The organism is Halopseudomonas sp. T1L2 (genome assembly GCF_055397385.1).
This window is the reverse complement of sequence record NZ_AP040865.1, coordinates 795542-821127: the sequence shown is the minus strand read 5'-3', so window position 1 is coordinate 821127 and position 25586 is coordinate 795542. Positions and strand designations below refer to the sequence as shown.

The 25586-nt window shown below is 61.2% G+C and carries 20 protein-coding genes; 7 read left to right on the top strand and 13 right to left on the bottom strand.

Annotation, left to right across the window (positions count from 1 at the left end; translation table 11 throughout):
• Nucleotides 1–146: 146 nt before the first annotated feature.
• Nucleotides 147–728 carry a TetR/AcrR family transcriptional regulator gene (locus ACZ5WQ_RS03935; RefSeq protein ID WP_088275128.1) on the top strand — a complete coding sequence of 194 codons (582 nt, stop codon included), beginning with the start codon at nucleotides 147–149 and terminating at the stop codon, nucleotides 726–728.
• Nucleotides 729–732: 4 nt separating this feature from the next.
• Here ACZ5WQ_RS03935 and ACZ5WQ_RS03930 read toward each other — a convergent pair whose 3' ends face one another.
• Nucleotides 733–1119, bottom strand: a complete 387-nt coding sequence (locus tag ACZ5WQ_RS03930; RefSeq protein WP_088275130.1) for an MFS transporter — start codon at nucleotides 1117–1119, stop codon at nucleotides 733–735.
• Between the two features lie 54 nt (nucleotides 1120–1173).
• Between ACZ5WQ_RS03930 and ACZ5WQ_RS03925 the strand changes: the two genes are divergently transcribed.
• Nucleotides 1174–3195 (top strand): S9 family peptidase, encoded by a 2022-nt coding sequence (locus ACZ5WQ_RS03925; protein ID WP_464383175.1) that lies wholly within the window; start codon nucleotides 1174–1176, stop codon nucleotides 3193–3195.
• A gap of 68 nt (nucleotides 3196–3263) precedes the next feature.
• Here ACZ5WQ_RS03925 and putP read toward each other — a convergent pair whose 3' ends face one another.
• The 3 genes from putP to ACZ5WQ_RS03910 form a co-directional block, all read right to left on the bottom strand.
• On the bottom strand, nucleotides 3264–4739 hold the full coding sequence (gene putP / locus ACZ5WQ_RS03920; protein ID WP_228246509.1) for a sodium/proline symporter PutP: 1476 nt from the start codon (nucleotides 4737–4739) through the stop codon (nucleotides 3264–3266).
• A gap of 171 nt (nucleotides 4740–4910) precedes the next feature.
• Complete coding sequence (gene putA / locus ACZ5WQ_RS03915; protein ID WP_233049513.1) at nucleotides 4911–8066, bottom strand: bifunctional proline dehydrogenase/L-glutamate gamma-semialdehyde dehydrogenase PutA; 3156 nt, start codon at nucleotides 8064–8066, stop codon at nucleotides 4911–4913.
• Nucleotides 8067–8413: 347 nt separating this feature from the next.
• Nucleotides 8414–9181, bottom strand: coding sequence for a helix-turn-helix domain-containing protein (locus ACZ5WQ_RS03910; protein WP_464383174.1), 768 nt, complete (start codon nucleotides 9179–9181; stop codon nucleotides 8414–8416).
• 126 nt (nucleotides 9182–9307) lie between these two features.
• Here ACZ5WQ_RS03910 and lon point away from each other — a divergent pair, with 126 nt between their 5' ends.
• Entirely contained in the window at nucleotides 9308–11710 is a 2403-nt protein-coding gene (gene lon / locus ACZ5WQ_RS03905) for an endopeptidase La (protein ID WP_464383173.1), read from the top strand.
• A gap of 230 nt (nucleotides 11711–11940) precedes the next feature.
• Here the strand turns inward: lon and ACZ5WQ_RS03900 are convergent, their stop codons facing one another.
• Entirely contained in the window at nucleotides 11941–13929 is a 1989-nt protein-coding gene (locus ACZ5WQ_RS03900; protein ID WP_464383172.1) for a type IV pilus assembly protein FimV, read from the bottom strand.
• 339 nt (nucleotides 13930–14268) lie between these two features.
• Here ACZ5WQ_RS03900 and cmoA point away from each other — a divergent pair, with 339 nt between their 5' ends.
• On the top strand, nucleotides 14269–15009 hold the full coding sequence (gene cmoA / locus ACZ5WQ_RS03895; protein WP_285676632.1) for a carboxy-S-adenosyl-L-methionine synthase CmoA: 741 nt from the start codon (nucleotides 14269–14271) through the stop codon (nucleotides 15007–15009).
• Nucleotides 15006–15977 carry a tRNA 5-methoxyuridine(34)/uridine 5-oxyacetic acid(34) synthase CmoB gene (cmoB, locus tag ACZ5WQ_RS03890; RefSeq protein ID WP_338213555.1) on the top strand — a complete coding sequence of 324 codons (972 nt, stop codon included), beginning with the start codon at nucleotides 15006–15008 and terminating at the stop codon, nucleotides 15975–15977. Before cmoA ends, cmoB begins: the two co-directional genes overlap by 4 nt.
• A 4-nt stretch (nucleotides 15978–15981) precedes the next feature.
• Here cmoB and ACZ5WQ_RS03885 read toward each other — a convergent pair whose 3' ends face one another.
• Genes ACZ5WQ_RS03885 through ACZ5WQ_RS03870 form a run of 4 tightly spaced genes read right to left on the bottom strand, consistent with a single transcriptional unit; the run spans nucleotide 15982 to nucleotide 19906 of the window.
• Nucleotides 15982–16776, bottom strand: a complete 795-nt coding sequence (locus tag ACZ5WQ_RS03885; RefSeq protein WP_228246516.1) for an acyl-CoA thioesterase — start codon at nucleotides 16774–16776, stop codon at nucleotides 15982–15984.
• A 52-nt stretch (nucleotides 16777–16828) separates the two neighbouring features.
• Entirely contained in the window at nucleotides 16829–17533 is a 705-nt protein-coding gene (locus ACZ5WQ_RS03880) for a hypothetical protein (protein WP_464383171.1), read from the bottom strand.
• Nucleotides 17520–18548, bottom strand: coding sequence for a TIGR01620 family protein (locus ACZ5WQ_RS03875; RefSeq protein WP_464383170.1), 1029 nt, complete (start codon nucleotides 18546–18548; stop codon nucleotides 17520–17522). Before ACZ5WQ_RS03875 ends, ACZ5WQ_RS03880 begins: the two co-directional genes overlap by 14 nt.
• Nucleotides 18545–19906, bottom strand: coding sequence for a YcjX family protein (locus ACZ5WQ_RS03870; RefSeq protein WP_335599523.1), 1362 nt, complete (start codon nucleotides 19904–19906; stop codon nucleotides 18545–18547). Before ACZ5WQ_RS03870 ends, ACZ5WQ_RS03875 begins: the two co-directional genes overlap by 4 nt.
• A 76-nt stretch (nucleotides 19907–19982) precedes the next feature.
• Between ACZ5WQ_RS03870 and ACZ5WQ_RS03865 the strand changes: the two genes are divergently transcribed.
• Nucleotides 19983–20384 (top strand): NINE protein, encoded by a 402-nt coding sequence (locus ACZ5WQ_RS03865; protein WP_088275153.1) that lies wholly within the window; start codon nucleotides 19983–19985, stop codon nucleotides 20382–20384.
• A 162-nt stretch (nucleotides 20385–20546) separates the two neighbouring features.
• Here ACZ5WQ_RS03865 and ACZ5WQ_RS03860 read toward each other — a convergent pair whose 3' ends face one another.
• Both ACZ5WQ_RS03860 and rnd read right to left on the bottom strand, forming a co-directional pair.
• A complete protein-coding gene (locus tag ACZ5WQ_RS03860) occupies nucleotides 20547–20840 on the bottom strand; it encodes a YcgL domain-containing protein (RefSeq protein WP_228246520.1) in 294 nt (97 codons plus the stop codon).
• Nucleotides 20837–21958: a ribonuclease D gene (rnd, locus tag ACZ5WQ_RS03855; protein WP_464383169.1), complete on the bottom strand. Its 1122-nt coding sequence runs from the start codon at nucleotides 21956–21958 to the stop codon at nucleotides 20837–20839. Before rnd ends, ACZ5WQ_RS03860 begins: the two co-directional genes overlap by 4 nt.
• 480 nt (nucleotides 21959–22438) lie before the next feature.
• Here rnd and ACZ5WQ_RS03850 point away from each other — a divergent pair, with 480 nt between their 5' ends.
• Nucleotides 22439–23857, top strand: coding sequence for a methyl-accepting chemotaxis protein (locus tag ACZ5WQ_RS03850; RefSeq protein WP_285676639.1), 1419 nt, complete (start codon nucleotides 22439–22441; stop codon nucleotides 23855–23857).
• A gap of 62 nt (nucleotides 23858–23919) precedes the next feature.
• Here the strand turns inward: ACZ5WQ_RS03850 and ACZ5WQ_RS03845 are convergent, their stop codons facing one another.
• On the bottom strand, nucleotides 23920–24198 hold the full coding sequence (locus ACZ5WQ_RS03845) for a ComEA family DNA-binding protein (RefSeq protein ID WP_088275167.1): 279 nt from the start codon (nucleotides 24196–24198) through the stop codon (nucleotides 23920–23922).
• Nucleotides 24199–24349: 151 nt separating this feature from the next.
• Nucleotides 24350–25564: an O-succinylhomoserine sulfhydrylase gene (locus ACZ5WQ_RS03840; RefSeq protein WP_088275419.1), complete on the bottom strand. Its 1215-nt coding sequence runs from the start codon at nucleotides 25562–25564 to the stop codon at nucleotides 24350–24352.
• Nucleotides 25565–25586: the final 22 nt, after the last annotated feature.

Below are 25586 nucleotides of genomic sequence, written 5' to 3'. Positions count from 1 at the left end.
GCGTACCCTATGCGGCATAAAAGCCATCCGAAACCCCTGCTGCCGCCCGGGGTATCCCGCGGATGCAACACGTCTAACAGCCTCGTTTTACCCTCGCCCGAGCAGAATCGGCCGCGAGCAGGAACGTCAGTCACAGGGGGTTACCAGTGGATACCACGCCCAGCAGTCAGAACCCGGATGCACTCAAGGTCATCATTTTTCGTGCCGCAGAAGCGATCGTCAGTGAATTGGGCGCGTCGCAACTGACCTTCGCCAGCCTGAGCGAACGCAGCAAAATTGATGAAGCCACGCTGCAACAAATGTTCCCCGACCGCGAAGCGCTGCTGAGCGCCATGATCGAATACCGTCTTGAGCGTTTTCGCGTGCGCTGGGGCGCCTATGAAAGCGTATTGCCCGACGAGCCTATGCGCGAACTCAAGGCATTGCTGCTCAGCAACATGAGCGAATCCAGCGAGGAAAAGAACCTGGACTCGGCCATTTTCGCTGCCGCCGCCAGCAATCCGGCCTTGCTGCAGACCAGCTCGGATAACGTCCAGGGGCTGTTCGATATTCTGGAGAAGTCTCCCCTGGGGCTAGCCCAGGCGGCCATCCTGTTTTTCTCGGTACGGGGTTATCGTCTGTTCGAGCAACTGAACATGTGCCCTATGACCGACGCTCAGCGTACCGAATTCCAGGAGCAGATCATGCGTCTGGCACGCATGATGTATGAGGCTCGCAACGGAGAATAAGGGATCAGGCGTCGGCGGCGGCCGGCTCGTCTTCCTGTGGATGACGCCGGCGCCACCAACGCTGGACTGCAAGGCGGACCGCCGCAACCGGCACATAGCAGGCAAACGCCAGCGTCATCACCAGGCTGAGCTCGCCAAGCACGCGCGACTGGTTCTCACCGGTAGACAGAAACGTATCGAGCAGATAGATCAGGGTGGCCGGAGCCATCCAGGTCCCGTCAGCCTCGACGGAAACCGGTGTAAACAGCAAGACCGCCATGGCCAGACAAAGCGGCTCACGAATAAGCCACCAGCGGGTCAGAGCAGTCAGCTTCCACCAGACAAGCCAGCACCCTGCCGCCGTCGCCAGATAGATCCACCAGACCGTCTGATATTCTGCTTCGTTGAACATTGCCTGCCATCCGTCCGATCAAATCAACCGCGCCATGATAACGGTTTTTAGCCCATGAGTCCTGAACTGCACCAACCCATCGCCCGCCGCGAATCCGGTGAAGATCCCTACCGCTGGCTCGAGCAGCGCGACACACCAGAGGTCATCCAATATCTGCAGGCAGAGAATGATCACACCGACGCCTGGATGGCGCCCCATGCCGAGCTTCGCGAACAGCTGTTTCAGGAGATTCGTGGGCGCATCCGGGAGACCGATCTGGGCCTACCCAGCCCCAAGGGCGCCTGGCTGTATTATCAGCGCACCGAGGCCGGCGCTGAATATCCGCGTTTCTACCGCTGCCGCCGGCCGGCCGACCAGAGCCTGCACATCGACACCAGCACCGAGCAGTTGCTGCTGGACCTGAATCAGCTCGCCGAAAATGAAGATTTTCTCGAGCTTGGCGACTTCAGCGTCAGTCCGGACCAGCACTGGCTGGCCTACAGTCTGGACACCCAGGGTAACGAGGTATATCGGCTTTACGTTCGCTCATTGCTGAATGATGAAATCTACTCCCTGCCACTGGAGAATGCCGGTGGCAACCTGTGCTGGGCCAACGATAACCGCACGCTGTTCGCCATCAGTCTGGATGACAGCGCACGCCCGGCTCACCTCTGGCGTCTGCGTCGAGACGAAGAGCCGGTCAGGGTCTTTGACGAGCCGGACGCGCTGTTCTATCTCTCGGTCTATCGCAGCAGTTCCGAACACTTTATCTGCGTCTCCAGCAGCAGCAAGAACACCAGTGAGGTGCACTTTCTGCCGGCGGACCGACCGGAAGCGGCTCTGGAGTGTCTGGCCGCTCGACAGACAGGCCACGAATACGACGCAGACCATGGTGAGCAGGGGTTCATTATTCGCAGCAACATTGCGGGAGAGAACTTTGGTCTCTACTGCTGTGATCCGGTCACACCGGGTCAGTCGAACTGGCAGCTGCTGTGCCCTGCAGATCCGGCGCATACCCTGGAGGATGTCGAGGTACAGCGCGACGCGCTGATTCTCCAGTATCGATGCGATGGCCTTTGCCGGCTGGATGTCCTGCCGGTTGGCGCAGACGCGTATCAGGTACAGATGCCCGATGCCGCCTACAGCCTCCATGTGCAGACCGGCGAGGAGTACCAGAGCCCACAGGTTCGACTGCGCTATGAGTCGCTGAATCGACCGGCCGAGATTCGCGCTCTGAATCTCAAGAGCGGCGAGCAAACGGTGCTGAAGCAAACACCGGTTGAGGGCCCCTTCGATCCAGAGGCCTACCGGGTCGAACGACTCTGGGCTATTGCTGACGACGGTGCCCGCATTCCCGTCAGCCTGATCGAGCGCAGCGATGCAAGCGGCAGCGGTCCGCTTTATCTATATGGCTACGGTGCTTACGGCGCATCTATGGACCCTTGGTTCTCCCACGCCCGGTTGTCACTGCTGGATCGCGGCTGGCGCTTTGCGATAGCGCACGTTCGCGGCGGCGCAGAAATGGGCGAGTACTGGTATCAGCAGGGTAAGCTGGAGCACAAGGGCAATACGTTCAGTGATTTTATCCGCTGCGCAGAGCAACTGATCGAGCAAGGCAAAACGGATCCCGGCCACCTGGTCATTGCTGGAGGCAGTGCCGGTGGCCTGCTGATCGGCAATGTCATCAACCAGCGCCCGGAGCTGTTTCGTGCAGCCGTAGCAGACGTGCCGTTCGTGGATGTCTGGAACACCATGAACAACCCGGAGTTGCCGCTGACTATCGGTGAATACGAAGAGTGGGGCGATCCCAACGAGCCGGAGGTTGCCGCACGCATCAAGGGTTATGCACCCTACGAGAATGTTGGCGCCAAGGCCTACCCTGCCCTGTTTGTGACCGCGGGTTACCATGACGTGCGCGTGCAGTACTGGGAAGCGGCCAAGTGGGTTGCGCGGTTGCGTTCCACACGCAGCAATCAGGCACCGCTGCTGCTGCGCACGCAGATGAGCGCGGGGCACGGCGGCGCCAGCGGCCGCTACCAGGCCATGCGCGACATTGCCGAGGAATACACCTTCCTGCTGACCGTGTGCAGCGGTTAGGCACTGCAGCGCAAGCATAAAAAAACCGCCGGCCCTTGTGGGTGCGGCGGTTTTTTACGTTCAGACGATCAGAACCGTGAAGCCATGTCGTCGAATTGATCGGCTACCTTGCCTTCCGGAGCCGGGGTGATCAGGGTCACCACCACAATGGCGATGGTGGCAAGGATGAAACCGGGGATGATTTCGTAAAGACCGATGGTATCGATCTGCTTCCACACCACCACGGTAACGCCACCAACAATGATACCGGCCAGCGCACCAAAGCGATTCATCCGGCGCCAGAACAGCGACAGAATGATCGCCGGCCCGAAGGCGGCGCCAAACCCGGCCCACGCGTAGGACACCAGACCCAGTACGGTACTTTCAGGGTTGAAAGCGAAGACCAGAGCCAGCGCTGCGATACCCACAACCGCCGCGCGACCAACCCAGACCAGCTCCTGCTGTGACGCATCACGACGGAACAGTGCCTTGTAGAAGTCTTCGGCCAGAGCAGAGGACGACACCAGCAGCTGGGAGTCGGCAGTGGACATGATGGCAGCCAGCACCGCAGCCAACAGGATACCCGCAACCAGCGGATGCATCAGCGCCTGAACCAGGGCGAGGAACACGGTCTCGGCGTCCGCCAGCCCTTCTTCACCGAAGTAACCGATGCCGATCCAGCCGATCACCAGCGCTGCCAGCAGGCACACGCCGGACCACAGGACCGCGATGCGGCGGGCGGTCGGCAGTGCGGCATCACTCTCGATCGCCTTGAAGCGCGCGAGAATGTGCGGCTGACCGAAATAGCCAAGACCCCAGCCCAGCAGGGAAATAATGGCGATAAAGCCCAACGGCTCGCCTTCTACGTTGGTCCAGAGGTTCAGCAGTTCAGGGTTGCGTGCTTCCATGGCTCCGTGCACTGCATCCCATCCACCCACGACGTTGAGTGCCATAACCGGCACGACAATCAGCGCTGCGGCCATCAGCAGACCCTGAATAACGTCGGTCCAGGATACCGCGAGAAACCCGCCGAAGAAGGTGTAGGAGATGATCGCCAGCGTGCCGATGACAACGGCGAGCTCGTAACCAAAGCCGAAGGTGCTCTCGAACAGCTTGCCGGCTGCGACCAGACCGGAACTGGTGTAGAACAGGAAGAACAACAGGATGAACACGGCCGAGATAACCCGCAGCATCCGGCTGTTGTCTTCGAAACGGTTCTCGAAGTAAGCCGGCAGCGTCAGTGAGTCACTGGCCAGGTGCGAGTAAACCCGCAGACGGCGCGCCACGATCAACCAGTTTGCCCAAGTCCCCAGCAACAGACCGATGGCAATCCAGGATGCCTCGTAACCGGCTGACAGCGCATAACCGGGCAAGCCCAGCAGCAGCCAGCCACTCATATCCGATGCGCCGGCAGACAATGCCGCCGTGCCCGGGCCCAACGAGCGCCCCCCCAAAATGTAATCCGACAGGTTGGTGGTGCGCTTGTAGGCGATATAGCCCAGTGCGAGCATCACCCCGATGTACACGATAAACGTCGCCGTAACGACTGCAGTATTACCTTCCATTTTTATTCTCTCTCTTGGAGATTCGTGAATGGTTCTCGCGGGCCAGGGGTAACCCGATCCGCGAGCAGGTAGCTATTGTCACCCAACTAACCGGTTCACGCATCTATGGTTGCTGAACTGTCCGTGCTGCTGATTCATCCCTGTTGCTTCTTTTCGCCAGTCGCCGCCGCCTCAGGGCTCCCCGTCACCAAGTGAAAGCAGACTGGCATTACCACCTACCGCCGTAGTGTTGATGGTTCGCGTACGCTCCGTGACAAACCGTAGCAGATAATGCGGACCACCCGCCTTGGGACCAGTGCCGGAGAGGCCCTGACCACCGAAAGGTTGCACCCCGACAACCGCACCGATCTGGTTGCGATTGATGTAGACGTTGCCGATGCGCACCCGTGCGTCGATATGCTCTGCGGTATCCTCGTTACGCGTATGTACGCCGAGGGTCAGACCAAAACCGGTCGCGTTGATGTCATCGATGATCTTGTCGAGATCCCGTGCGCGCCAGGTTACAACGTGAAGAACCGGGCCAAAATGCTCCTCGCTCAGCTCGTTGATGCTGTCGAGACGGAAAGCGACCGGCGCCACGAAGTGACCGTTCAGCGATTCGGGTACCGGTGTCTCGGCGATCAGACGTCCGGCCTGTTTCATTTCTCGAATATGCTTGAGCAGCCCGTCACGGGCATCAGCGTCGATCACCGGGCCAACATCGGTGTCTCGACGTGCAGGATCACCCACATGCAGCTCGGCCATCGCCCCCTTAAGCAGTTCGATAACTCGCTCGGCGATGTCTTCCTGCACAAACAGCACGCGCAACGCAGAGCAGCGCTGACCGGCGCTCTGGAACGCCGAGTGCACCACATCGTTGACCACCTGCTCGGGCAAGGCAGTGGAGTCGACAATCATGGCGTTCTGACCACCGGTCTCGGCGATCATCGGCGCAATCGCGCCGTTGCGGGCGGCCAGCGCGCGGTTGATCACATGGGCTGTCTGGGTGGAGCCGGTGAAGGCCACACCGGCGATACGCGGGTCGGACGTGATGACGCTACCAACCTGTGCCCCATCACCCGGCAAGAGTGCCAGCACGTCACCCGGCAGGCCGGCTTCATGCATCAGCTCAACGCAGCGTACGGCAACCAGACTGGTCTGCTCGGCCGGCTTGGCAACCACGGTGTTGCCGCAGACCAGCGCCGCGCTGACCTGACCGAGGAAGATCGCCAGCGGAAAGTTCCACGGACTGATGCAGGCAAACACGCCGCGTCCTTGCAGATACAGCTCGTTGCTTTCACCGGTCGGCCCCGGGAGGGTGATGGTAGCGAAGCGCTGGCGCGCCTGCATGGCGTAGAAGCGACAGAAATCAACTGCTTCACGCACTTCATCGATGCCGTCCTGCAACAGCTTGCCCGCCTCGCGGGTACACAGGGCCATCAGCTCGGGCATGTGTTCTTCGAGCTTGTCGGCGGTACGCTCAAGAATCGCTGCACGCTCATCAACCGGGGTCGCATTCCAGCGCACAAAGGCGCTGCTCAGGCTATCAATCGCGGAGCGGGTCTGATCGGCCGAGGCCCAGACCACCTCACCGACCTGATGGCTCAGCTCGTAGGGACACATGACCGGGCGCCCCTCCCCTTGCAGACGCTTGCCGTTAACCAGCGGAGCGCCGCTCCAGCGGGCATCCCACCACTTGTCCAACTCGTCCTTCAACGGCAGCCATTCGCTGAGGATGTTCATGTTCACACCGCGGGAGTTTCGGCGCGCGTCACCAAACAATGCAGGCGGCAGCGGAATGCGCGGATTGGCCAGCGAGGCATGACGCTTGAGCGCGTTAACCGGATGAGTCGTCAGACTGTCGACCGGTACACGCGGGTCAACCAGCTTGTGCACAAAGGACGAATTGGCGCCGTTCTCAAGCAGGCGGCGAACAAGATACGGCAGCAGGTCCTTGTGGGCTCCTACCGGCGCATAAATGCGCACCGGGCACTTGGCCTGCTCAATCACCGTGTCATACAGCGCATCCCCCATGCCGTGCAGGCGCTGAAACTCGAACTCGCGGCGACCCGCCAGCTCCAGAATGCAGGTAACGGTGTGCGCATTGTGGGTAGCAAACTGCGGGTAGATATGGCCTTCGGTCAGCGGGCTGAGCAGGTAGCGGGCACATGCCAGATAGGAGACATCGGTCGCCTCCTTGCGGGTAAATACCGGGTAGCTGCTGAGGCCAGCCTGTTGCGACCACTTGATCTCGGAGTCCCAGTAGGCGCCCTTGACCAGACGTACCGGAATACGATCACCCTGGGAGCGGGCAACCAGCGTCAGCCAGCACAGCACCGGCAACGCGCGCTTGGAGTAGGCTTGTACGACGAGGCCGAAGTTGCCCCAGCCCTGCACATCCGGGTGGCGATATACGCGTTCGAACAGTTTCAGCGACAGTTCAAGGCGGTCAGCCTCTTCCGCGTCGATGGTAATACCCACGTCGCCTACGCGTGCCTGCCGCACCAGCGCCAGCACACTGTCACCCAACTCTTTGAGCACCTGCTCTTCGCGCGCGGTTTCATAGTGCGGATGCAAAGCGGAGAGTTTGATCGAAATCGTCGGTTTCGGGCTGCGGCCCTTGTATTTGTCGTCTACCAGCGCGGCGATCGCCTTGCTGTAGTCCTGGAAATACTTTTCGGCGTCGGCACGGGTCAGCGCCGCCTCGCCGAGCATATCAAAGGAGTAGGTGTAGCCCTGGTCGCGTTGCGGCTTGCCGTTCTTCAACGCTTCGGTGATGGTGCGCCCGAGCACGAACTGGCGCCCCATGATCTTCATCGCCTGCATCATGGCGGCGCGAATGACCGGCTCACCGCTGCGCTTGATCAGACGCCCCAGCACGGTACCCGGCGTGCCATCCTGACGCTGATCCATGTTGACCACCTTGCCGGTCATCACCAGGCCCCAGGCCGCGGCGTTCACCAGCGTATGCTCGCTCTGCCCGAGGTGCCGGTCCCACTGCGCAGCGTTGAGCTTGTCACGGATCAGCGCATCGGCGGTATCGGCATCCGGCACGCGCAGCAGCGCCTCGGCCAGACACATGAGCATGATGCCTTCCTGGGTATCCAGGCTGTACTGCTGCAGCAGCGCGTCGATACTGTCGACCGCGTTGTCACGCTTGCGTACATCCACAATCAGCTGGCTGGCCTTGCGCGTAATCGCACTCAGATCCTGGTCCTGCGCGAGTTCGATCAACTCACGCAGATAGCTGTCCTCATCAACAGCGTAATTGGCACTGACCTTGTGCAGGAATTCCGTTGGCTGGCTGCGCAGGAAATCGCCCTGCAGCACCTCGCTGGCTTTAAACATTCTGGCATGCTCCTGGACGTGTCCGGCGTCACGGCATGTGACACACGAACATATGAGTTCGCCTGTAACAACCCTAGACCATTCAGGCGTATCGGACGAATCATCCCGTTTGTTGTGATTTAGCCGGGCTCTTGCCGACCCGCTTTCGGGTAGCGACACTACCCGATGCTCGACTGTAGAAGCGCAGGCGGAGGGAATCTTGCGGAAAGCTCTGGGATTTTTGTCAAAATCTCGGAAGCAGTGCGAGCCATTCAGCTCGCAAATAGTTGAGATACAGGGGCGTCAGGAAGGCAAGACTGACCAGCAATATCAGAGGGAATCACGCAGCTTTGCGCCATTCAACACATTCAGGCGCGGCCGAGACGCAACCCCCGAGGCGTCTGTCCCCAGTAACGGCGCACAGCGTGGCTGAGCGCACTCTGGCTGGAAAATCCGCAGCGACTGGCAACCTCGGCTACCGGCATTGCCGTCTCCTGCAGCAGTCGGGACGCTTCGCGAAGACGCAGCGACAGCACGTGCTGATGCGGGGTTATGCCCGTCGACTCACGGAACAGCGCATGAAAATGACTGCTGCTCACGCATGCCTGCGCCGCCAGTGCGGCAACACTGATGGGATGGTCCAGGTTGGCCAGAATGTAGGCGTCTAGCCGCTGCAGCTCTGCGGGCGTTAAAGCGGTTCTGCGCGGAGACTGAGGCAGCCCGTCTGACAGGCGCCGTTGCAGCGCCGCAAGCAGGACACCCCCAAGATGCCAGTTAAGGCCATCCTGATCCGGTCCGGGTTCGGTCAACGCATGCTGGGCAAAGTCCAGCAAGCCCTGCATGCGGTGATCAAGCTGCATAAAGCGTGGCCGCTCAAACAGGCGTGCCAGGTCATCGCCCAGCCCAAGCTCTTCTCCGGCGCCGGGCAAGTCCATGATCAACATATGATTCTGGCCACGGCCGGAGAACGCGTGCGCCTCCCCGCCCGGCACAATGCAGGCATGCAAGCGATTCACGGCGCCGCCCTGACCCTGCACCTCAAAATCTGCGCAGCCGCTCAACCCGATAACCAGCTGGTGCTCGGGATGGGCGTGAATCGCGGTTTGTGCAGGAAGATCCAGTAAGCGGGTTCGCATCAACGGCTTCATCGATCCGGGAAGAACGATGTCATGCTGCCACAATACGCAACAAATTTCCGCTATTGAAATAGTCGCCCGGCGTCGCCATCTCATCCCCAAGAGTTGTCCGTAAAAGGTGAATCGATGAGCGATCAGGATACCGACTACATTGAACACGTCGCCGAGGATGCTGCAGAGTCCCGCGGTACAGGGCTTGTTCTGCCCGATCAGAACCTGCCTGACAAGCTGTATTTGCTGCCGATAAACAATCGGCCGTTCTTCCCTGCCCAGGTCATGCCGGTGGTGGTTAATGAATCCCCCTGGCACGAGACCATAGAACGGGTCGCCAATACTCAGCACAAGGCACTTTCCCTGTTCTACGTCGACGGCCCCATGCCTGCCGATGGTGAACTCGACCCGGATCACTTGCCGGCTACCGGCTGCGCCGTTCGCATTCACCATGCCGTGCGCGAAGACGGCAAGATCCAGTTTATTGCCCAGGGCCTGCGCCGGGTTCGCATTACCCAGTGGCTCAGCCACAAGCCGCCCTATCTGGTAGAAGTCGAATACCCGCACTCGCCCGCAGACGAGCGTGATGAGGTGCGCGCCTATGCCATGGCGCTGATCAACGCGATCAAGGAACTGCTGCCGCTCAACCCGCTGTACAGCGAGGAACTGAAGAACTACCTCAACCGTTTCAGCCCCAACGATCCGTCGCCGTTGTCGGACTTTGCCGCCGCACTGACCTCCGCAAAGGGGCCTGAATTGCAGGACATCCTGGACACCACCGGCATTCTGCGCCGGATGGAAAAGGTGCTGGTGCTGCTGCGCAAGGAAATCGATGTAGCGCGCCTGCAGGGTGAAATCACCGCCGAGGTCAATCGCAACATCGGCGAGCATCAGCGCACCTTCTTCCTCAAGGAACAGTTGAAGATCATCCAGAAAGAACTGGGCATGACCAAGGATGACCGAACAGCCGACATAGAGCAGTTCCGTCAGCGCCTTGAAGGCAAGACCCTGCCTGATGCGGCCGCCCAACGGATTGAGGAGGAGCTGAACAAACTGTCAGTACTGGAAACCGGCTCGCCTGAATATGCCGTTACCCGCAACTATCTGGACTGGGCAACCGCCCTGCCCTGGGGAATCGTGCATCCGGATCGGATCGATCTGAAGCGGGCAAGACGCATCCTCGACCGTGACCACGACGGCCTTGAGGATGTAAAAAGTCGCATTCTGGAGTTCCTTGCAGTGGGCGCCTTCCGTGGCACGATCTCGGGCTCGATCATTTTGCTGGTTGGCCCGCCGGGCGTTGGCAAAACCAGCATAGGACGCTCCATTGCGGAAAGTCTGGACCGCCCGTTCTATCGCTTCAGCGTCGGTGGCATGCGCGATGAGGCGGAAATCAAAGGCCACCGGCGCACCTACATCGGTGCCATGCCCGGCAAGTTCGTCCAGGCGCTGAAGGACGTGGGCGTGATGAACCCGGTGATCATGCTCGACGAGATCGACAAACTCGGCGCCAGCCATCAGGGCGATCCCGCATCAGCGCTGCTGGAGACGCTTGACCCCGAGCAGAACAGCCAGTTCCTCGACCATTACCTGGATCTGCGTCTGGATCTGTCGAACGTCCTGTTTGTCTGCACCGCCAACACGCTGGACAGCATCCCTGCGCCACTGCTCGACCGCATGGATGTCATCCGTCTGTCCGGCTATATCAGTGAGGAGAAGCTGGCCATCGCCAAGCACCATCTGTGGCCACGTCAGCTGGAGCGCACCGGGCTGCGCAAGAGCCAGCTGCGCATCAGCGACAAGGCTCTGCGTGAGGTGATCGAGGGCTATGCCCGCGAAGCCGGCGTGCGCAATCTGGACAAACAGCTTGGCAAGCTGGTACGCAAGTCAGTGGTGACGCTGCTTGAGGAGCCGGATACACGTATCAGCATCAAGCCCGCTGACCTGAAAAGGCTGCTCGGCACGCCTGCCTTCCGCACCGAGAAGCAGCTCAAGGGCACCGGCATCATCACCGGCCTGGCCTGGACCTCGATGGGTGGCGCTACATTGCCAGTCGAGGCGACCCGTATTCACACGCTGAACCGTGGCTTCAAGCTGACCGGTCAGCTGGGTGACGTGATGAAGGAATCGGCGGAAATCGCCTACAGCTATCTGTGCGCCAACCTGGCCAGCTATAAGGCCGACCGCGCGTTCTTCGATGAAGCCTTCGTTCACCTGCACGTGCCCGAGGGAGCCACACCCAAGGATGGCCCGTCGGCCGGCATCACTATTGCCAGTGCACTATTGTCACTTGCTCGCCAGCAACCGCCACGCAGCGGACTGGCGATGACCGGGGAAATCACCCTGACCGGGCACGTGCTGCCGGTTGGCGGCATTCGGGAGAAGGTGATTGCCGCAAGGCGCCAGAGCATCCATGAACTGATCCTGCCGGAGGCCAATCGTGGCGACTATGAAGAGCTGCCAGAGTATCTGCGCGATGGTATGACCGTGCACTTTGCCAGCCACTTCAGGGACGTTGCCAAGCGCTTGTTTGACTGAAGGGTTCAGTGCGCAGTAGCTGGCTCACTCTGTTCTGGCACATCGATGGCGAAGATACCGCTGGCTTACTCCACCCTGCCGCACAGTCCTGTTCCGCAGAGTGTATTAAGCGCAGCGTATCCACCGACGCTCCCGCTCCAGCGCGTCTGCAGGCAGCGATGTGCCGCGCCTGGTTTGCTCCGGACATAAAAAAGGCGACCGCAATGGTCGCCTTCTGTTCATGCCGTATCTCAGCGCTTGTCCTGCTCATCACTGGGGCTGCGCACCAGGTCATGAGGCCCGTCCAGATCATCCAGCTCCTCGATTTCCGGGAACTCGTGGAGACTGCTCTCGAACGCCTCGTCGTCAAGCGCAATCGGATCAAGCCGACTGGTCTTGCGCGCTGGCGTGGGGGTCAGGCCTTCAATCAGGTCCCAGTCAGGGTCGAGCGTGAAGTCGTTCAGATTGAGCTGGGATTCAGCCAGATCGTTATCGGCCTGCTCGGTATCCAGTACATCGTCTACCGTATCGATCGGCGATACCGCCGCGTCCAGCTGCGGGAAGCGGGCGCGCAACTGATCAACGCGCTGCATGTCGCCACCCAGCTGAGAAATGGCGGCGGCCTGCTCAGTAAACCCTTCGGCATCACCCAGCTCCCCCAAAACCCTGGCTTGCTTGTAGCGCAACTCCAGATTCTCCGGCTCCTCGCTGATCGCCTTTGCCAACGCGTCACGCGCTTCGGCAAAACGTCCGTAGGCAATATACAGCTCAATGCCGGACACGTTGTCCTGCGTCTCGTCTTCCACGGCTGCCGCAGTTGCGACAACAGTAGCGGCGGCGGCAGCTGGCGCAGCGCTGCCCCGTGGCTCAGCTCGGGTGATTTCGGATATCGACTGGCGCGGCGGCACGACCTCGGACTTACCGGCAGGCTTGCCGCGCACGCGAGCGACCACCCAGCCGATCAGAAACGCCAGCAGTGCCAGCAGTACAGACCACCAGGCAAACGACGAATCGGCCTTCTCGCTCGCAACCGGTTGCTCGGCGGCCACACTGCCGGCTTGCGGATCATCACTGCCGGTCGGAGAGACGGTATCGCCACCGTTACCACTGCCCAGCGTACCGCCTGCCTGGCCCTGACTGGCAGCGGCTTCCTCCGCCTGACGGGCCGCATGCAGCACATCCAGCTCGGCCTGCAACGCGGCGATCTGACGATCACGGCTGTCAAGCTCGCTCAACAACGTGTTGAACCGCCCCTCAAGTTCATTCAATCGGGATGCGAGCATGGCGGCCTCGGCTTCGGCGTCACTGACCGCATCTTCGTCGATGGTCAGACGGCCCTGTCCTTGCCCGGCATCAGACTGGCCTTGCGCAGCCATAGACTCGGCAGCATCGTCAATCATCTCGTCAGCGATCTGCGGCGGCGTGCTATCGCCTGCTGGAGCTGCGGATGGCGCTGGCGTCGATTCCGGCGCTGCCTGCGGGGCAGCCTCCGAAGCCGGAGCCGGACTAACCGATACGCCCAGTTGCCCCGCCGTCGGCAAGACCAGCGCCTGGCCGACCTTGAGTCGATTGATATCGCCGCCAACGAAGGCCTGCTGATTAAGCGCATGGATGGCAGTCATTGTGGCCTGAACCGAAACACTCGCAGCGGGACGACTGCGTTCTGCAATGGCCCACAGTGAATCACCGGCAACCGTCGTGTACTGATCGGCATCAGGCTGCGGGGTCAGATTTGGCAGCACGACCTGCCGACGCGGCACCGGGCTCGGAGACGCAGCAGCTGGTGCCGACGGCGCAGCGGCGACCGGCGCACGCTCAACCGGTGCGGACTGACCCGCGCTGTAGAGCGGCGGATCCAGCAGCACTGTGTACTCGCGCAGCATGCGTCCGCTGGGACGACGCAGCTCTACAAGAAAATTCAGATAAGGTTCGCGCACCGGCTGGGTTGAGCGCACCTGCACAGTCAGGCGGCGATTCTGCACCACGGGCGTGAAGCGCAGATCGTTGAGGAAATACGGTTTGTCGATGCCGGCGTTATCGAAGTCTGACGTCTGGGCCAGCCTGACGATCACATCGTCAGGTCCGAGCCCCTCCGAGCCCTGCAATTCGATAATTGCATTGAGCGGTTGGTTCAGCGCAGACTCCAGCTGAATTTCCCCCAGCCCCAGCGCCCCAGCAACACCTGCATACAATGCTGCCAGCGAGGCAGCACCACGGACAATCTGGCGTTTAACAGCCATACCCTTTCCTCATTTAACTGTGAGCCCCGATCGGCACAGGGAACTCAATGCGTCCATTGCTCTTGTGAACATCAGCTTGCTGTTGCCGGCAACTCGCCCACCAACGCGACGCTACCAGCGCGCTATTATGCCACCTAGCCGCACGGAAACGAATGGCAAGCCAGCCGAACAGTCAAAAAACACTATGAATACTGCCGAATGAGCACAAAAAGCCAATAAATTGGCCATGTGACACAGCGCACACTCTACTGTGCAGTCAAGCAACCCGCACTCCATCCTGTCAAGGCAGACGAGTTGGGTTAGAATGCGCAGCCTCACGATGCCACCCGGGGTCCCGCCATGTCAGAGGTAGACAAGCTGTTCGCCAGCCCTATCAGCAAGGTCGACGATTTTCGCTTCGACGATGCTGTCGCGCGCGTTTTTCCCGACATGATCAAGCGCTCGGTACCCGGCTACCCCACTATCATTGAAAGCATTGGCGTGATCGCCGGGCAGTACGCCCAGCCCGGTACCCTGATCTACGATCTCGGCTGCTCGCTCGGTGCAGCGACCCAATCAATGCGCCGCCACCTCCCCCAGAACGGCTGCCGGATCATTGCGGTCGACAACGCCGAAGCCATGAGCGAGCGCTGCAGGGAGTACCTCAGTGCCCAGGACGCCATGCTCGAAGAGGCGATTCCTGCCGAGGTGGTTACCGCCGATATCAACACGCTGAGGCTGCAACCCTGTTCCATGGTGGTGCTGAACTTCACCCTTCAGTTCATCCCCCCGCACCAGCGTCTGGCCCTACTGCAGCGCATCCGCAAGGCCCTGCTGCCAGGCGGCGTTCTGGTACTGTCAGAAAAGCTCAACTTCACCGACAGCCAGACCCAGAACGCGCTGGAATCGCTGCATTACGCGTTCAAGCGCGCCAATGGCTACAGCGAGCTGGAGATTGCCCAGAAGCGCACCGCAATCGAGAACGTGATGCGCCCTGATCCCCTGGAAGTTCACCAACAGAGGCTGCGCGACGCGGGCTTCAGCCACAGCCACCTCTGGTTCCAGTGCCTCAACTTCTGCTCGATGATTGCCCACACGTGATTGATTACACCCCGCTACTCGACACCCTGAAATCCACGCCGCTCGCCGGCTGGCACACGACGCTGGCAGAGGGTCTGCAAGCCCGCCTGGCCGAACTGCAGCACGGCGATCTGGAGCGCTGGCAGCAAAGTTTGCGCAACCTGCCGCCCCTGGACGGCGTGCAGCATGATTTCAGCCGGGGCGTGAAGCTGACCGGCGCCGCCGCGCTGCCGGACGCCACCCGAAAGCAACTGCACGATGCCCTGCAGGGGTTGCACCCCTGGCGCAAGGGGCCGTTCGACCTGTTCGGGGTGCATATCGACACCGAGTGGCGCTCGGACTGGAAGTGGGAGCGCGTCGCGCCGCACATCGATCTGCGCGGACGTCGGGTGCTGGATATCGGCTGCGGCAATGGCTACTACATGTGGCGCATGTGGCACGCCGGCGCCGCCATGGTGATCGGCGTCGATCCCAACCTGCTGTTCCTCAACCAGTTCGAGGCGGTAAAGCACTATTTGCCGACAGCGCCGGTCTGGCAGCTACCCTTCACCCTGGAAGACCTGCCGGAGCCGACCAGCGCCTTCGACACCGTGTTCTCGATGGGCGTGCTCTACCATCGCCGCTCCCCGGTTGACCACCTGCTGCAACTCAAGGCCTGCCTGCGACCGGGAGGCGAACTGGTGCTTGAAACGCTGGTGGTAGAGGGCGATGAGAACCACTGCCTGCTGCCGGAAGACCGCTACGCGCAGATGCGCAACGTCTGGTTCCTGCCGTCAGTCCCGATGCTCGAACGCATGTTGCGACGCGCCGGTTTCAGAAACGTGCGCTGCGTTGATCTGAATCAGACCAGCATGGAAGAGCAACGCAGTACCGAGTGGATGCGCTTCAACTCGCTGCCATCGTTCCTCGACCCGAACGACAGCAGCAAGACCATCGAAGGCTACCCGGCACCACTGCGGGCCACCCTGATCGCAGAGCGTCCCGCCTGAGCCGTCAACCGAAAACCGTGACGGTCTGACGGCTGATGGCAACCAGCTCGCCCGCCGCATTCCAGACCATCGCCGCGCAGTGACCATAGCCATCACGGGCATGTTCGATGGTCGCCTTGTACAGCAGCCACTCATCACCGGCAATCGCTGGCTGCGGTTGGACGAACTCGATGGTCCAGGTCAGTGAGCTGGCCGGAGCCCGCTCCTTGAGGTGCGGCAGCACCGCAGGTGGCCAAACGTCGACCAGGCCAACCAGGTGCACTTCGTCAAACTGCTCGAAGGTTTCATCAAAGCGCATCCAGCCGCCCATTTCCCGCTTGCGGCTATTGGTGCAGGGGTAATCACCAAAGGTCCAGCGCGTATCAAAATAGCGCAGGAAGTTGGGCATGACACCTTCGACATACGGGGTACGCTGACATTCGCTCGCCGGCGGCGCGCTGGGTGCCGGCTCTGCCGCAACGTTGACGCTGGACTCACGGCCCGCGCCAAAGCTGCCCTGTACGATGCACATGGTCTGCCCATTCTGCACCGCCCGGCCCAGCACCTGAGTGACGGCTCGGCCTTCGCGCAGGGTTTCGGTCTGCACCTGGACCGGCTCGCCCGGCTGCACCGGCCCCACAAAGGTGATCGCCAGAGATCGCACCGGCCGGGCGTCGGACAGCGTGGCCCGCATACCGCGCAGCACCAGCGCAGCCACAAGGCCACCATACCCGGCGCGGCCCTGAGCCCACTCTGGCGGGATGGTGACGGATGCATTGGCGGACTGATCAAAGGCCTGAAGCAGAGCGGTGAAGTTCATCAAACAAGATGCCTAGCCGTGACAAAGCCGGCTATGTTAGGCCAGCCGCCCGTTACTGACCAGCATTGCCGTCCGATTCACTCACCCGCAAACCGCACAACCAGCCAAGCGCCATCCAGGCTGCCGGAATATCCGGCCAGTCCTGCGGGCCGGCACCGGCCAGGTCATAGTCTGGCTCCCCGGCGCGCGCCATCAATCGCTCATACCACCAGCGAACATAGTGCCCCTGCCCGACCGGATATCGATTTGCCAGCTCGGCCCGCAGCCGTAACGGCAGCGAGCTGAACAGACTTTCGTCGACCGCCCGGTAAATACGCTGCTCGTTATCCAGATAGGCTGATTCCGCCGCTGCAGCAACCTCAAGCAAGCTGGCCAGAATCCGCAATTGAGTGGCGTATTCACGATGGGGTGTCAGGGGATTGAGCTGGCTGCGCCAGTCAAGCTGCAAACGCTCCAGCGCCTCCAGCAGGGTCACTGGGCCGGCGCTTGGCGCATCCAGCAGGCTCGCCAGCCAGCGCCGCTGGCGGGGCTCCAGACGCTCCAGCCAGACCAGCAGCTCGGCACTGCTGGAACCGTCACGGGGTCGCCAGTGCACGGTTTCACCGTCGCCGATAGAAGCCAGTCTGGCCATGCGTTCGGGCCAGCCAAGCGGCAACAACTGATCACGCAGCCTGCCGAGGTGCTCCCCCAATCTGTCCTGCTGCCGCGCCAGCCAGCGCTCTGCCAGCCAGCGGCGGCGTGATTTATAACCCGCCATCGATACCGCGCCCCAGGCGCTCCTTCATCATCCTGATAATGCCCCGATTGTCTTCGACCAGTTGCTGCTTTTCTGCCAAGGGTGCCGCACGACTGAGATCCAGCGTGAAATGCCCCAGCCGGGCGCTGTAAAGCCCGACCCCGACACCCTGCCCGATCCGCGCCGCGACCTTTTCCAGCAAGCCCGACAGTAACGAATCACTCAATGCACCCATGGCTACTTCGGTGCCGCCTGCCAGAGCGATATTACGCAGCACATGGCGCGCCAGGCGCCAGCGGCTGAAGCGACCGATAGGCAGTCCGTAGCAGACAGCCACCCGTTGCATCAGCCGAATATTTCGCCAGACCACCAGCAACAGATCGATTGCGACCCATGGACTGGACGCCACCAGCACGCCGGTAGCAACCGACTCCTGACGGATAATCTGCCGCGCCTGCTGGTCGATTGGCTGGTAGAACTGCAGGTTCAACCGCCTGGCCACTTCCTCCGCGCTGTGGGAGCCGTCCAGCCCCGCACACGCCTGGCGCAAGTTGCCGGCCAGCGGTGTATCGGCGTAGACACGCTGCAGGCGGTCCAGCCAGTCGACTGCCAGCCGCTGATCGTGTTCAGCCATGGCCTGCTGCATTTCGGCGCGCAGTTGCTCCAGTGAGCTCAGACGGTGCCGCTGTCGGCGCAAATCTCGCCAGGCCAGCAGCCCGGAACCGGCCAGCGCCAGCCCAATGCCACCTACCAACGCCCCCCACAGCGGCTGCCATTGCCACGCTGCCCAACTCCACTGCCCCCACTGCAGAACGGCGCCGCCAAGCCCGGCAGCCAGGGCGAGGCGAACAAGCCTGCCAGGCCAGCGACTGTCAGGCGGCGCATTCAGGGTTGACGGCAGCGCCGCTTGCGCGGACTCGGAAAAGGCATCTGGCATGGTATCGGCGCTGCCTACTACCTCGGTAGCACGCTCGGCATCGCCCTGCTGCTCGCCCTGCCAGGTATCAATGATGCGGGTTTTCTGTTCGGTACTCACAGTTGCGCCCCCTCAATCAGCCAGGCCACCAGGTCGTCCATACGGTAATGGGGAAACGGCTCACTGCGATGCAGACCCGGTGGCGGTCTGAGCGGCAACAGCTCGGGACTGTTCAGTTGCAGCGACTGCGGCAGATGTGCCGGAATGCTGCCCGGCCGGTAGCGAACCCAGCCTTCCTGCCCTTCCAGCCCGGCCACCAGATTCTCACCTTCCTGACGGGTTGCCCGGATAGCCGATAACGGCAGACCGAGAACCTCCACACCGCCATGACGCACGTCAGCAAGGCGATCCAGCATCAGGTCCTCCAGGCACTGCTGCACCGAGCGCTGCTGCTCGGGGCTGACCTTGTCGACCTTGGTTGCGCAGAAGGCCAGCCGGCGAATACGCGGGCGGAACCGCAGCAAACGTGCCAGCAGGCCACTGCGGCCATAATCGAAGCTCGACAGCACCGCTTCCATTGCATCGCGAAGATCAGCCAGCGCCGCTTCGCCGGCATCCATCGGACCGAGCATATCGACCAGCAACACCTGCTGATCCAGGTGGCGGAAATGCTCGTCATAGAAACCACGTACCAGATAATCGCGGTAGTAGTTGAAACGCGCCGCACAGACGCCAAACCAGCTGCTATCGCTCTCGCTGCTGTGCCGATTGGCCCTCAGCAGCGGAATAAACTGCAGCATCTGTTCGGCTACCCCGCTTCCCGGCTGCAGAAAACGGGCAGGCTGGTTGCGCGACAGCCCAGCGTCGCGACGGCAGCGCAGCAGAAACTCGGTCCAGGCGTCCTTCAGCGCAGCCAGCTGCGCGGCGTCCGCCGGCGCCGCCGGATCGATGTTCAGCAGTGTCTGGCGCAATTCGCCGGCCAGCGAACGTCGCGGCTCCTGCTCAAGCCACTGCGCCATCTGCTCGCACCATTGCCCGTAATCAAGCTGCAGCAGCGGCAGATCCAGCAGCCACTCGCCCGGATAGTCGAGAATGTCGATGCGGACCTGGCGTACCGGCTGCACCCTGCGCAACAGCCCCTGGGGGCGAAAGCGAAGGTCAATCACCACCCGTGACAGGTCACTGGTCGAGTCCGGCCAGCGCGCAGGCGCGGAAGATAGGGCTGCCAGCGCGTCGAGATAGGGGAATGGCTGCTCGACGTTCTCGCGCTGCCAGCGCACCGACTCCAGCCGGTCAAAGGGTGCGCGCCTGGCCAGCAGACCCTTGCCATGATTCTCCAGCTGATTGATCAAACTGGTAATAAAGGTGGTTTTACCCGCACCACTGAGGCCGGTCACACCAACACGCAGCCGCTGCTGGCCAAGGGTCTCTGCGCGCTGGGCCACTTGCTTGAACCAGTTCGCACTTTTATTTTGCACGCTGCAGGCACTCCACAAATCGTTTATGGTCTATGACCAGTATTACACACCCACTTTTGCAGAGAGGCACCCCCGCATGGCGTATTCGGATACTCACAGCAAGGCAATCGGCTACCTGCTATGGATATTCGGATTTATGGGGGCCCACCGCTTCTACTACGGAAAACCCTGGACCGGCACCCTGTGGTTTTTCACCCTGGGGCTGTTCTTCATCGGCTGGATCATCGACCTGTTCCTGATCCCTGGCATGGACCGTGAGGCTGATCGTCGGTTCCGCACCGGCCCCATCAACTTCAACCTGACCTGGATTCTGCTGACGTTCCTCGGCATCTTCGGCGCGCACAGGCTGTATATGGGCAAGTGGGTTACGGCGATCATCTACTTCTTCACCGGTGGCCTGTTTCTGATTGGCGTGCTGTACGACTATTGGACGCTGAACGAGCAGATTTCCGTCGAAAACATGCGCCGCGAGTGGTAGTCCGGGGTTGCCCGACAAACCCTCTCCCGCCAGCGTAAGTGCTGCACCGGGTCGTTTTGCGATTTGCCCTCCCAAGTACTCCAGGGCTTGTCGGAGTCCCGGAAACAAAAACGCCGTCACTGTTACGACGGCGTTTTTGCAGGGAGCACTCAACCAGGATAGCTACACCGGGTCATTCCGATTCAGCAACTCCGGCGGCAGATGCTGAATATAGTCATCTTCCTGCGGCGGCATTTGCAGGTGAAAGCCCTGCTCTTTCAGGTTTTGCAACACAGTAAGGATGTCTTCCTGAGCCAGCTTACGCTCCTCGTGCAACACCAGATCCATCGCATGCTCACCCCGCCCGAACAACTGCAGCAACGCCTCGGGCAGTTCGCTCAAGCCCTTTTCCCGGGGCACATACAGGTACATGCCCTGCTTTTTCGTGCTCCGAAAGATCGAACACAACACTTTCATTCAGCTACCTCCACCGCACCGTTGGCGGCTTTCAACAATGCTTCACCCATCAGTTCCCGACGCCAGCCGGTCAACTCATCCGGCAGTCGATAAGGGCCGGAGGGATAACCCGTGCGTACCATGGTTTCAAGTACTTTCTTGCGCAGCATGATCTCGACTGCGATACCCCGTTTCTCGGCTTCATCCTGCCCAACCTTGCGCAACGCCTTGAGTAGCCGATTGGCAGCCGATGGCAATGGCTCGGGCAGCACCTCGGGATAGTCTGAGGGAGCAACTGCGCGGCCCTCGCGAATCAGCTGCAAGATGGTTTCACCCTCTTGGCGCACGGTCCGAGGATGCATGTCCTCAATGCGCGACAGCGCCTGCAGGGTATCGGGCTGGCGCTGCGCCAGCGGCACCAGCGTGCGTTCACGCAGCAAGCGGTTACGGGCGATGTCGCGAGCCCTGGACTCGCGTTCGCGCCAGGCCGCCAGCGGGCGCAAGATCGCCAGCTCGGCCGGTTTCAGCCGCCATGCCTGCTTGACTTGCAGATAAGCCAGCTCTGGTTCAATCATCTGACCTGAAGCTGCGACCTGCTCAGCGGTGTCGGCAAACAGCCACTCGGCCACGCCGGCCTGGGCGATACGCGGTGCCAGAATCTGATAGAGCTCTGCCAGGTGCTGGGCATCACGGGCGGCATACTCAATCTGGGCCGGGCTCAGGGGCCGCTGCAGCCAGTCGGAGCGGGTCTCATCCTTGGGCAGATCGATATCCAGCAGCGCACTGACCAGTCGGGAGTAGCCCATGGAAAAGTCCATGTCGAGAAAGGCTGCCGCAAGCTGGGTATCGAACAGCGGCGCGGGCAACGCGCCGCACAGCCTGGAAAAGACCTCAAGATCCTCACTGCATGCATGCAGGACCTTGACTACAGAAGCATCCTCTAGCAGCGCGACAAAGGGCGTCCAGTCGCCAATACCCAGCGGATCAATGAGCGTGGCGCGCTCGCCATCGCCAATCTGGATCAGACCGGCAATCGGGTAAAATGTCTCGGTGCGAACAAATTCGGTATCAACGGCAACGAAGGGCAGCCGACGCCACTGGTCGCAGCAGCGTGCCAACTCGGCGTCATCATCAATCATTACGGGTTGCGTTAGCGCAGGGGTCATAAGCTGTCTTTTCTGGGGCCTTTTCCCGTCTGGTTCGCTCGCCTTGCAGCATCGGAACATGCTCCCGGTCGGGTAGCGATCTGCAGTCCAGGACGCAGGCAATGGTTTATTCCCTTGGCAGGTCCCGCAGCGCCGCGCAGCTGACTATGATGCCAGCCCGAAGGATGAACCGGCGCTTGCGTCACCCTCCGGCGGTTATACTGGCGGACCAGCCGCCACTGCCGAACAGAGTTTGACGCAAAAGCGGCTTCATCATGGTCATGGCGCACGGGAACAGACCCTGAAGTTGCGCGCAGTATAACCGAAGCGCCAGCGCCCTGCCGAAGCCTGTGTTACATACAACCCTTCAAGTTTGACCCGGATCAACCGATATATCAGAGTGACGGCACATACTGACGGCCCTGTGCCGCCTGCCAGTCAGGATCACCTGTTTCAACATGCTCTGGAGTATGCATGCAAGCCTTCAAGAACCTGCCACTGAAATACAAGTTCTGGGCAGTCAACGGTGTTGCTTTCGCAGCAACGCTGATGCTCGTACTGGTTGCCATCTGGGTCGAGCAACGCAGCATCGAACAGACCCGACAGGAACTGGCCAGCGTGCTTGCCGGCGAACAACCCTCCGACGGCAAGGTGCACGGCCTGAGCTGGATCACAGCACCGACTGCCGCACAGACACAACCAGGGCGCTGGCTGGAGGCCTCCAGACTCGGCATTGCCGAAGATCGCTACATTGGCGCCTGGTCAGCCGCAGAGGGCCGCGCTCTGGCCGTGGAACGGCAGGGCTTCACCGCGCTGTTACTTGAACGCGCGCCGCTCTATGCGATCGTGGTGGCAGCGCTGATGCTGATGGTGCTGTTCTTCTCGCAACTGCTGATTCTGTTCATCACCCGCCATATCATCACCCTGCGCGACGTCATGCTGGCAGTGGAAAGCACCGGTGACCTGACACTGCGTGCGCCTGGCAGTGCGCGCGATGAAGTCGGCTCGATGGCCCGAGCCTTCAATGCCATGCAGGAGTCCCAGCAGGCCGTCGTCGGCTCGGTACGCCAGGCAGCACTGGAACTGGATCAGCGTGCCCGCGGACTGGCCGAGACCATGACCCGTATGCGCGACGGCATGATAGTGCAGCAGGGAGAGACTGATCAGGTCGCCGCCGCCGTTAACGAAATGAGTGCGACGGTACAGGATATTGCCGGCAGCACCTCGATTTCCCGTGATCAGTCCAGTCAGGCCAATGCTCTCGCCATTCAGGGCCGGGACAAGGTACAGCAGGTTCGCAAGACCATCGCAGGCCTGGTCACCAGCATCGACCGCTGCACCGAGCACATGCACCAGCTGTCAACTCACAGTCAGGAAATCAGCGGCGTAGTGCGGGTAATTCGCGAGATTGCCGAACAGACCAACCTGCTGGCCCTGAACGCGGCAATCGAGGCAGCACGTGCGGGTGAGTCTGGTCGCGGATTTGCCGTCGTCGCAGACGAGGTGCGCGCCCTGGCCCAGCGCGTTCAGCACTCTACCGATGACATTCAGCGCATGATCGAAGCCCTGCAGACCGGCACCGAGGTAGCTGTCGAGGATATGCAGGCCAGCGCCGGGCTGACCCATGACTCGGTCCAGCAGGTTGAAGATGCCGGTGAGTCTCTGCAGGATATCGCTGCGGCCGTCAGTCAGATCAGCGAGGGCAACAGCGAAATCGCATCGGCGGTCGAGCAGCAGAGCCTGGCAGCGGATGCCATTACCCAGAGCGTGGTCGAAATCAGGGACGTGACCGAACGTACCGTAGAACAGACCGCGCACAGTGCCGACACCAGCGACCAGCTGGCTCGACTGGCCCATCAGCTGACCGAAGCGGTCAGCAAGCTCCGCACCTGAAACAGAGGCGGCGCCTTGCGGCGCCGCTCTGCCATTGCCCGGAAACACCAACCCGGGCCTATTTACTCAAGCACAATCCGCCCCTCGTTATTCGCCAGCGTGCTGGCGCCAATCCCCTTCACTTCGGCCAGCGAAGCTACCGACCCGAAAGCACCATGCTCCTCGCGGTAGGCAACGATAGCGTCAGCCTTGGCCTGCCCTACCCCCTGCAGCACCTCGGCGATCTCTGCCGCGCCGGCGGTATTGATATTGACCGTTGGTACAGACACTTCCTGAGCCCAGGCGGGAGATACCAGCCAGAGACTGAGAACAACACCCAAGATGCTAATCCAGTGACGCATTTTCCATCCTCCATATATGTGAGAAGTGCCGCACTGAAGGAACACGGCTTCAGCACTATCCCTGCGGCATGGAGGACGCTAAAACAAAAAGGCCGGAGAGCTGCTAACTCTCCGGCCTTGATGTGACGAAGCACGCAACTGCGCAGACAACTCAGCGCTGGGCGTCGAATCCGCGCTGCAGATCGGCCTTGATGTCCGCCAGGTCTTCCAGGCCGATAGCCAGTCGAATCAGCCCCTCGCGGATACCCGCCGCTTCGCGTGCCTCGGCGCTCAGGCGGCCATGGGTAGTGGTCGCCGGGTGCGTGATGGTGGTCTTGGCGTCACCGAGGTTGGCGGTAATGGACACCATTCTTGTCGCGTCGATGAAGCGCCAGGCAGCTTCACGACCGCCGCGCAGCTCAAAACTCACTACCGCTCCAAAGGCACTCTGCTGGGCCTTGGCCAGGGCGTGTTGCGGGTGCGATGGCAAGCCGGCGTAGTAGACGCGCTCAACTTCCGGACACTGCTCCAGCCACTCGGCAATCTGCTGCGCGGACTCGCAATGGGCTCGCATGCGCAGACGCAACGTTTCCAGGCCCTTGAGGAATACCCAGGCATTGAATGGGCTGAGGGTCGGCCCCGCAGTGCGCAAAAAGCCCACCAGCTCCTGCATGTGCTCACGACGCCCTACTACCACGCCACCCATGCTGCGGCCCTGACCGTCAATGTATTTGGTTGCCGAGTGAACGACGATGTCGGCTCCCAGCGACAGCGGCTTCTGCAGCGCCGGCGTGCAAAAGCAGTTGTCGACTACCAGCAACGCGCCATGCTCGCGGGCAATCGCGCCGAGCGCGCCAATGTCGCCCAGCTCGGCCAGCGGATTGGACGGAGACTCGATAAAGAACATCCGGGTGTTCGGCTTGCAGGCGTCACGCCAGGCGGCCGTGTCGGTCAGAGGTACATAGTCGACCTCAATGCCAAAGCGCTTGAAGTACTTTTCAAACAGCGTGACAGTGGCGCCGAAGACGCTGCGCGACACCAGAATATGGTCACCGGCCGAGCACAGGCTCATAACAGTTGTCAGGATGGCCGCCATGCCGGAGGCAGTGGCAACAGCCTGTTCACCGCCTTCCATGAGCGCAATCCGCTCTTCGAAGGTGCGCACGGTCGGGTTCATATAACGCGAATAGACATTGCCGCTGGTTTCACCGGCAAAGCAGGCAGCAGCATCAGCGGCACTGCGAAACACATAGCTTGAAGTCAGAAACAGGGCTTCGCCATGCTCTGCTTCAGGCGTGCGCCGCTGACCGGCGCGTACCGCCAGGGTGTCAAAGCCAGCCCCGTCAAGATCACTGTCCAGACGGCCAGGTTGCCATTGTTCGGTCATGCAAAAACCTCGTTCATACAGG

What these genes read in the sequence shown, in the direction of transcription:
- ACZ5WQ_RS03930 (WP_088275130.1), bottom strand. Translation starts at nt 1,119, where the DNA reads ATGTTCAACGAAGCAGAATATCAGACGGTCTGGTGGATCTATCTGGCG.
- ACZ5WQ_RS03925 (WP_464383175.1), top strand. Translation starts at nt 1,174, where the DNA reads ATGAGTCCTGAACTGCACCAACCCATCGCCCGCCGCGAATCCGGTGAA.
- putP (WP_228246509.1), bottom strand. Translation starts at nt 4,739, where the DNA reads ATGGAAGGTAATACTGCAGTCGTTACGGCGACGTTTATCGTGTACATC.
- putA (WP_233049513.1), bottom strand. Translation starts at nt 8,066, where the DNA reads ATGTTTAAAGCCAGCGAGGTGCTGCAGGGCGATTTCCTGCGCAGCCAG.
- ACZ5WQ_RS03910 (WP_464383174.1), bottom strand. Translation starts at nt 9,181, where the DNA reads ATGCGAACCCGCTTACTGGATCTTCCTGCACAAACCGCGATTCACGCC.
- lon (WP_464383173.1), top strand. Translation starts at nt 9,308, where the DNA reads ATGAGCGATCAGGATACCGACTACATTGAACACGTCGCCGAGGATGCT.
- ACZ5WQ_RS03900 (WP_464383172.1), bottom strand. Translation starts at nt 13,929, where the DNA reads ATGGCTGTTAAACGCCAGATTGTCCGTGGTGCTGCCTCGCTGGCAGCA.
- cmoA (WP_285676632.1), top strand. Translation starts at nt 14,269, where the DNA reads ATGTCAGAGGTAGACAAGCTGTTCGCCAGCCCTATCAGCAAGGTCGAC.
- ACZ5WQ_RS03885 (WP_228246516.1), bottom strand. Translation starts at nt 16,776, where the DNA reads ATGAACTTCACCGCTCTGCTTCAGGCCTTTGATCAGTCCGCCAATGCA.
- ACZ5WQ_RS03880 (WP_464383171.1), bottom strand. Translation starts at nt 17,533, where the DNA reads ATGGCGGGTTATAAATCACGCCGCCGCTGGCTGGCAGAGCGCTGGCTG.
- ACZ5WQ_RS03865 (WP_088275153.1), top strand. Translation starts at nt 19,983, where the DNA reads ATGGCGTATTCGGATACTCACAGCAAGGCAATCGGCTACCTGCTATGG.
- ACZ5WQ_RS03860 (WP_228246520.1), bottom strand. Translation starts at nt 20,840, where the DNA reads ATGAAAGTGTTGTGTTCGATCTTTCGGAGCACGAAAAAGCAGGGCATG.
- rnd (WP_464383169.1), bottom strand. Translation starts at nt 21,958, where the DNA reads ATGATTGATGATGACGCCGAGTTGGCACGCTGCTGCGACCAGTGGCGT.
- ACZ5WQ_RS03850 (WP_285676639.1), top strand. Translation starts at nt 22,439, where the DNA reads ATGCAAGCCTTCAAGAACCTGCCACTGAAATACAAGTTCTGGGCAGTC.
- ACZ5WQ_RS03845 (WP_088275167.1), bottom strand. Translation starts at nt 24,198, where the DNA reads ATGCGTCACTGGATTAGCATCTTGGGTGTTGTTCTCAGTCTCTGGCTG.
- ACZ5WQ_RS03840 (WP_088275419.1), bottom strand. Translation starts at nt 25,564, where the DNA reads ATGACCGAACAATGGCAACCTGGCCGTCTGGACAGTGATCTTGACGGG.